The sequence below is a fragment of the Methylobacterium sp. AC832 genome, assembly GCF_979256025.1.
Genome location: NZ_CEEDMV010000019.1, coordinates 1 through 7,522, shown reverse-complemented (window position 1 = coordinate 7,522; position 7,522 = coordinate 1). Strand labels below are relative to the sequence as shown.

Below are 7,522 nucleotides of genomic sequence, written 5' to 3'. Positions count from 1 at the left end.
TGACGGCCGAGGCGAAGGCCAAGGGGACTGAGGTCCGAAGAGCGAGGGCTCAGGATCGCGCCATGGACCTAGCGCCCGTCATAGAGGACATCCGGGCCGCCGGTGCGACGACGCTTCGGGCTATCGCCGATGTGCTCAATGCTAAGGGCATCCCCACTGCGCGTGGTGGCAAGTGGGCTCCCGTTCAAGTCAGCCGGGTGTTGAGTAAGGTTGCTTGATCCGAGATCATATTCCTTCATCGTAGAATGCAGTCATTGCTGTGGCAAACCAGAATAGCTGTGCCTCACTAAAGTCTTCTCGTACCCATTCTGGTAAGCTTTTACGTGGAAACTGAAGACCAGCTAAAGCAACGGCTAGATGCTGCATTCGAGCATTGATTCGTGTCTCAATATCTGCTGCCTCTAATCCAGAGCCAAGAGCTTTAGCTAAAGCAAGAAGTACTTCAAGAAAGACGAATGATGCAGTATCTACGGCATCAGGCTGTCCAATGAATGACCAGAACTCGCGTCCAATGCAACGGTAGACACGAATAGTGTGAGTCGCTGTATCGATTAGGATGCCCGGCTTCGTAGTAGCGTCTTCTTCTTCGAAGCCGCTCTCTAGCAACTTCACTAGTATCTGGTTTTCTTTGTTATTTGTTGTGCGGTCCGTACCGTATGTCAGTCCTAAGACGATATCGAGGCCGGTTAGACCGGGATAGGTCACCTTGGACTGAGTCATCCACTCACGATGGTGGGTTGCTATTGCTGAAAACATCCCCGCGACTTGAGTGTCGTTAATTGTATTCGGGCCACTTTTAATTGAAGTTACGTAACGACGATTGCCAACAACACATGATCTATCAATCTCGCGCCAGACAGATAAAGCACGTCGCTGAGCTTTCGCTTGTTGTGAGAGGCCAACTAGTTCTGCGAACTCCGTTAACTTCTCAGGCGGATCGGTCCAGAGATGAGTCGCTGTCAGTGGGTATGCACCTACAAATGCGGCCTCGATCTGCTTTCCGAACGATGTCTCCAGTGCCATATAAAGCTTGCTATTGAACAGAAACTGTCCAAACGCGGCAGGATCACGTAGGTCCATGACTGTCGCCGACGTCATAAGGACATAAGGGTTAGTACGATAAGCAGACAGCTTGCTGCGCTTCTCGAATGCGGCAGGAAGATTTTTAGCTATGTATCCAGTAAGCTTAGCGGCGAGTTTATCAACTCGTTCCTCATCCACTTGTTGGAATAGTTGAGCTACTTCATGGGCGCTGTAGGTATGCTTTCGCGATTTCAACGCATCATAGAATGGACTGGTCCCTCGCCGAGCCATTAGACAGCCTTTCGCATCTGACTGGTTTTTCTAAGCGTCTGCGGCGGGTCGTATGCGGCTCGGGCATTCTCCGCCCCATCTTCCCAAAGAACCATCTTCCCGCGCTTGAACCACTGACGTGTCCTAACGTGTGATTGCACGTAGACGATGCGGAAAGCTTCAGGCGTGTGCTCATAGGGCCGCCAACGGCGGGCAGCGAGCTTATCCATCTCCTTCGCGACAACTTCGCCAGCGATCTGTCCCAGCCTTACAGGCACGGCGTTACCCACCTGCGCGTATTGCTGCGCTGGTTTGCCCATGAACTTCCAGTCAGACGGAAATTCCTGGATTGCCGCATACTCCTTCAGCGTCAGCGCACGGACTTCCGTCGGATGACAGAGCGACGTGCTAGCGTGGTTTGGCATCGTTACGAGAGTTGGACAGGGTAGGTCGAAGGTCAGTCGCCTCCACCAACCTGAGCGACCGCCCTTAGCGTGCCACGCCTTGCCCATCGACTCTTGCTGCAGGCTCTCCGGAAGGCTTCGCCAATTTGAACCCGGCGGGACGAGGGCGAGGAACTGTTTTTTGCGTGGACTGAAGTCCATGATGATGTCGCCGGGATCGTTTGTTTTTCCGATCACATCACGGAGTGTCCTCCACGGCTTCATGGGTTGCCGCTTCGTGAACAGGTCGGGCACCGCTACGTTTTGTGCCTCTAACCCGTGTGTCGGATCAGGAAAATCCACCCTAGCGTTGAAACGGTTTCCGACGAAGATTGCCCGTTCACGTAGCTGCGGAGCGCCGTAATTGACCGCGTTCACTTCAAAGCAGTCCATATGATAGGCCGCACCCGGGATGCGTTGCAGATCATCAGCGAAGAGCCTGACGACCGATCCCGGAAGCTCATCAGGTTCAAGGGGCGGGCCTCCGCGCTCGGGTCGCTCGGCGAGCGGGCGATGACGCAGCCCGGCTGATAGGAGACCGCGCACGTTCTCCATGACGAAGAAACGCGGCTGCATTACCTCGATGAAGCGGAGGTATTCCCACAACAGCGTGCCGCGCGGGTCTTGAATGGTACCTCGCCGCCCTGCGGTGCTGAAGGACTGACAGGGTGGGCCTCCAACCACCAAGTCAATTTCCCCAGGTGCTAGCTTGAGGTCTGCAAGGACTTGAAGGGGATCGAGCGCAGATACATCGCCTTCGTAGACTCGGAGGTCGGTCGGCAACCTTCCAGCGTCACGGTTTGCCCTGATTGTATCGCAGGCGGCTCCGTCCTTCTCGACGCACGCCAGAAGCTCGAAGCGGCCTGTAAGGTCGAGGCCAAGGTCGAGGCCGAGGGCACCCGAAAAGAGCGAAACTACACGATACTTCATTGGGTCAACCTATGCATCGAGAAGGCTTTGACGCCACATCTCACACCGTCGCGGTCAGCCTTGTGCACGAGTTTCCCTCGGCCCGAGGAACTCTATCAGCCGGTCAGCCAGCCAAGCCTGGTCGCGGATTTCGCACTCCCAAATGACGAGTACGCCCCAGCCCGCGGCATGAAGTTCGCCCTCTTTTCGAATGTCCCTAGCTCGGTTTCGGACAAACTTTGATTCCCAATACGCTGTGCGTGTTCGGGGCAGCCGGCTCCCAGTTGGACAGCTATGCCGGTGCCAGAAACAACCATGGACGAAGACGATTTTTCGACGGGAAGGGAAAACGAGGTCAGGCGAGCCAGGTAGGTCACGCCTATGAAGCCTAAAGCGGTAGCCGAGCCTATGCGCTGTTTGACGGACGAGGGTCTCAGGCTTTGTATCTTTGCCTCGGATGCGTGCCATCCGAGCCGAGACAACGGGGTCAATAGGGTGTTCAGGCATCGTATCGCGGTTATCCCACCATCCTGCGCCACCAGGGCCGATGCGTAGACGATCCTTCTGATGCCGAGCCACCTTCCATGGAAACAGGGGCGGGCAACACCATCGTGAGGCGTTCGGCCTGTACCCGCCACTGATCGGCGGTGGCCTTGGCATCGTCTCTCGACGCCTTCACTTCAGCGACCAGTTCACGAAGACCACGCACCTCAGCTTCAAGAGCAGCAAGGCGACGGGCAACCTCGTTGTCCCCGTTGCCTCCCTGTTCGTGCTGCTGACTGGAAACCCCGTTGCCCGAAGAGGTTTCCAAGCCATCTGAATGGGTTGCCGGCTGTAATTCGATGACTGGTTGAGGCTGGAAGCGGTGTTTCACCCCGTCCCACCACCGTATCAACTCGCTGGGATCGATGGCGAAGCTGCCATCGTCTCGACGTGCTGCCGAGAGTTGCCCCTTAGAGATCGCCTTAGAGATCGTCGGCTTCGATATACCGAGTTGCTTGGCAGCGCTGCCTAGGGTCACCATCACCGGGTTGCTCACTGGAAAAAGGCACCGGCAGGCACCGTTCACGAAACTAGTTAACGGAGAGTAGTAGGGACGAGGAGGGTTAACGCCCGCTTCAATGGGGAGACGTAGAAAAGGTGGCAACGCTGTTGAGGCAGTTTCCACTGGGCAACCCTATGCCAGATGCACAGACGATCACCGCTCTCGTTGCCGGAACGGCCAGTGTTCTCGTAGCGATCACCGGACTGCTGACCGAACTTCGGCGGTGGCGTCGTGGCAAGGATGGCAACCCATCCGAACCATCCAGCAATCCCTGAGGCCTGTGAGATCGGGCTAGTCCACTGCTGGCAGAACGATCTCGGTCATGACCTCGGTCGCCGGATGGTTACCCGAAGTTTGACGAACGGCAGTGCTTCGGGCGAGATGGCTGTTGGCGTCCGACTCTGTCGAGGCGTCGAAAGAATGTGGGATCAAAAAACACGAAACCCGCCACAGAGGGCGGGTCACATGCCGGCCGGAACCGGGAAATCACGTACTTGGCAGTCGTGATCTTCCCCTAATTTCTGGGCACTCGTCAAGCTGGAAAGCTAATTTCTGGCGATGGCGGAGCTGTGCCTGCGGTGACGCACCCTCGGCGACGGGTTCACAACCCAAGGGCGGAGCTGTGTCGATTGCAGAGGAAATCCGGCGTGCCGTAGAGGCTGCGCCACGTCTGGCGTTGCCGGACATCAGCCGTAGGCTGTGGGCAGCGTACACCGACGGTCACTTGTCCGAAGCCGAAGCTGAAGCCCTGTCGGCTCTCATCGACGGGAAGCAGATGCCAGCGGTTGAGGCGAAGCCTCGACGGATTTTTCCAGGATCGAGGCCACGTTCGTCGGCATCGTTGAGGAGACGGAGGGCGTGGACATGCTCCGGTCGGCTCCCACCGGCTATCGCCGCTCACTTCACCCCTGGTGAAGCGGCAGTGATGGCCGCTCTCGCTGTTGAAGTGATGCGGGCAGGGGATTGTCGTTGGCCACACGCTCGACTGGCGGCGATCTCGGGCACGTCCATCTCGGTGGTGAAGCGCGCCCTGCGCCAAGCTCGCGAACTCGGGTTGGTAACAATCCAAGAGCGCCGGGTGGCAGCATTCCGTAGCGATCCGAACGTCGTCGAGATCGTCAGCGCCGAGTGGACTACATGGCTCAAGCGTGGCGGAGGTGGGGGTCAATCCCGAACTGCCAAGACTACCAATATCTTAGAAGGAAGCCGTGAGCCCAGGGAGACGGTTCGAAGGGGTTATCGAGAGGCGACGGGTAGGAACTCGTCGGAGCATCCTCATAGGGTGTCTAGCGACCCTATGAGGATGAAGCGAAGACCGAAAATTTAGTGGCGGATTCCAGCCTTCCTGAATACGTCGCCGAGGGTGACGACATTCCGGCCTCGAACTGGTGGGACCGCTACCTGGGTCGGCGCTGACGCTTGGCCCTTCTTCTCCTTGGCCATGGCATCGCCCATCGTGAGACCGGATTGGCTTGGCACAACGATAGCCGGGGGCGACGTTGTCACCGAAGCCTTCCCAACTGCTCGTCGCCCCTCCTCGAATATATCGCCGAAGGTGGCCGAAGCCTGATCGGGATCAAGAAATTCCATGAAAGTTTTCATACGCTTACCTCCGGTGAAGCAGCGTTGATACGGTCAATGAGATCGGCCGCCCTACGCCGCATCAGCGAGAACGAGGTGTTCGCCAAGTCCTCGAAGAACCTGACGATGGCGTCACGGACGATTACGAGTGAAGCTGGGCTGGTGAAGGTCCGTCCGTCCTGTTCGATGAGGAGGTCGAGGATATCGAGGCCCGCGCCAACCTCACGAACTTGGATTGCGGCATAGATGGCCGCATCGGGATCAGTGATGTCATCGGATCGCATCGTGTAGTAATTAAGACAGTCTTGAAGAACGCTTCGAACCGAAGTCTTCAAGCGGTCGATGGGTGAAATATCAGACATTGGTCAGTTGTTCCTTCTGAAGCGGTTGATTGGTATTGAACGACGGGTTGGACGAAACGAATACTAAGACTAAGTCTCGGATGATGTCAGAGACTGATCTGCCTTGGTAAGCCGAGACGCTCTTCATCGTCTTGATGAGTTCGTTCTCGATACGTAGTGGAAAAACTCTCTTCTTGATCACGTTGTCTCCTTGTTGATTAGTATTAGACAAAAGTTGTCTACTGGCAGGAGCGAAGGCCCCTTCCATATGTCTGTCGAAACCTGTTGTTGACGAGCGTAGCTCAAGCCTACAGGCCGGTGGTGACCGTATGTTGTATCGTAAAGTCGTCGTCGAGATTTTTAAGTGTATAATAGATCACGCTATCCAGTGTGTTGGGTGTGATCTTGTCCACTCGTATGTCGAAGGCAGATTTGTAGTTATTGAAGCAAATCTTGTTCCAGAACAAGTGTGCAATCGAAGTTAACCTATCGATGGACTCACGTTGGCACGTGATCATACAGTGATAGTGTAAGAATGTAGGATCGCCGTGCTTGTCCTTGTACTCGGGTACAGCGATGATCGGGACGGTTGGGCGGGATCGAGCGCTGTTGTTCCTTGAGCGACCGAACATCTTGTCGCTGACATGCTTGGAAAAGGTCTCGATCATTCCCTTCCCAGATTCGATGTCGTCCCGGAATAGCCGGACTCGGGGGCCGATCCACCCTGTAGGAGTTGCGAAGGCGACGGTCAGGAAGACGTTGAAGTCGCCGTCCTTGAGGCTTCGAGTAAGCAACTTCCGGGTCTCATGATTCCGTCTCCTGGCCTCCTTCTCTTCATAGTAGTCCACTCTTCCGTTGCCTCCCTGATGTTGTGGATGTTCCTGATGTTGTTACTTATGAGTTCTCGTTCCGTAACTGTTCAACATTTGAAAAGTTACCGTTGTAGTGTCATTTATGACACGTTGTGGATCGCTTAGACTGAAGACCAACGCATTAGACAGATTCCAGGCGTCGTCTCCTGATGAGAGACGGCCAGGATGCTGCTAAGGCAGTACGGTAGGGGTGGGTTCTTGGTATTGGGGCGACCGATTACACTGAGCGAGACAGGATCGGAGGCGGGCTACCCCTGGGGTAGCGAGTAAGTCGCCTAGTGATCGAAATTTTCTTCTTCGTCAAGACGGAGACTGACGAAGCGCAGATGCGTCAGTCTGAGCAGAAGCAGTCAGCCAAGTGGTAGGGCCATGCTCATAAGCCCGGCTGCATTCGATCCAGCGAAAGTGTCTGGCGCGGCCGAGAAAAGAGCTTGTCAGAGACGGACAATTTCGTTACATATCAGTCATCGAACGACGACTGATATGTAATGAGGTGCGATGATCATGGCCCAGGGGAAGTTCGTCACGTACCTGCGGGTCTCGACCAAGCGTCAGGGTGACAGCGGGCTAGGGCTGGAGGCGCAGAAGAAGACCGTCACCGACTATCTCAACGGGGGTGCATGGACGGTCTGTGATCAGTACGTCGAGGTCGAAGGCGGGAAGCATGACCGGAACCGGCCTCAGCTTCATGCGGCGATCCAAGCGTGTCGGGTCTACGGGGCGAAGCTCCTCATCGCGAAGTTCGACCGGCTATCTCGTGACGCCCACTTCCTGCTCGGCCTGGAGAAGGCTGGTATCGAGTTCGTCGCCTGCGACAATCCCCACGCTAACCGGCTTACTGTCGGCATCATGGCCCTGGTCGCCGAGGAGGAGGGCCGGGCCATCTCAGCCCGGACGAAGAATGCCTTGGCCGCTGCCAAGGCGCGGGGGGTGAAGCTCGGTGGGGATCGTGGGGCCGTTCTGACGGCCGAGGCGAAGGCCAAGGGGACTGAGGTCCGAAGAGCGAGGGCTCAGGATCGCGCCATGGACCTAGCGCCC

At 56.4% G+C, this 7,522-nt stretch carries 8 protein-coding genes; 2 read left to right on the top strand and 6 right to left on the bottom strand.

The genetic code is table 11. The features are described 5' to 3' along the window. Positions 1 to 218, top strand: a 218-nt coding sequence (locus AC0IXR_RS24885) for a recombinase family protein (RefSeq protein ID WP_471762575.1), incomplete at its 5' end; no start/stop codon positions are given. Positions 219 to 225: 7 nt separating this feature from the next. On the opposite strand, the gene AC0IXR_RS24880 is transcribed toward AC0IXR_RS24885, so the two are convergent. From AC0IXR_RS24880 to AC0IXR_RS24855, 6 genes are all read right to left on the bottom strand, one after another. Next, positions 226 to 1,278 (bottom strand): hypothetical protein, encoded by a 1,053-nt coding sequence (locus AC0IXR_RS24880; protein ID WP_471762574.1) that lies wholly within the window; start codon positions 1,276 to 1,278, stop codon positions 226 to 228. A 35-nt stretch (positions 1,279 to 1,313) separates the two neighbouring features. Next, on the bottom strand, positions 1,314 to 2,666 hold the full coding sequence (locus tag AC0IXR_RS24875) for a DNA cytosine methyltransferase (protein ID WP_471762573.1): 1,353 nt from the start codon (positions 2,664 to 2,666) through the stop codon (positions 1,314 to 1,316). A 54-nt stretch (positions 2,667 to 2,720) separates the two neighbouring features. Then, positions 2,721 to 3,113, bottom strand: coding sequence for a very short patch repair endonuclease (locus AC0IXR_RS24870; RefSeq protein ID WP_471762576.1), 393 nt, complete (start codon positions 3,111 to 3,113; stop codon positions 2,721 to 2,723). Positions 3,114 to 3,162: 49 nt separating this feature from the next. Next, the gene (locus tag AC0IXR_RS24865) at positions 3,163 to 3,684 is read right to left on the bottom strand and encodes a helix-turn-helix domain-containing protein (protein WP_471762572.1); all 522 of its coding nucleotides are present in this window, start codon (positions 3,682 to 3,684) and stop codon (positions 3,163 to 3,165) included. Positions 3,685 to 5,288: 1,604 nt separating this feature from the next. Further along, positions 5,289 to 5,633 carry a hypothetical protein gene (locus AC0IXR_RS24860; protein ID WP_471762571.1) on the bottom strand — a complete coding sequence of 115 codons (345 nt, stop codon included), beginning with the start codon at positions 5,631 to 5,633 and terminating at the stop codon, positions 5,289 to 5,291. Positions 5,634 to 5,920: 287 nt separating this feature from the next. Further along, complete coding sequence (locus AC0IXR_RS24855; protein WP_471762570.1) at positions 5,921 to 6,460, bottom strand: hypothetical protein; 540 nt, start codon at positions 6,458 to 6,460, stop codon at positions 5,921 to 5,923. A 528-nt stretch (positions 6,461 to 6,988) separates the two neighbouring features. On the opposite strand from AC0IXR_RS24855, the gene AC0IXR_RS24850 reads away from it, so the two are divergent. Next, positions 6,989 to 7,522 (top strand): recombinase family protein (locus AC0IXR_RS24850; RefSeq protein WP_471762568.1); only part of this gene is annotated, 534 nt, incomplete at its 3' end.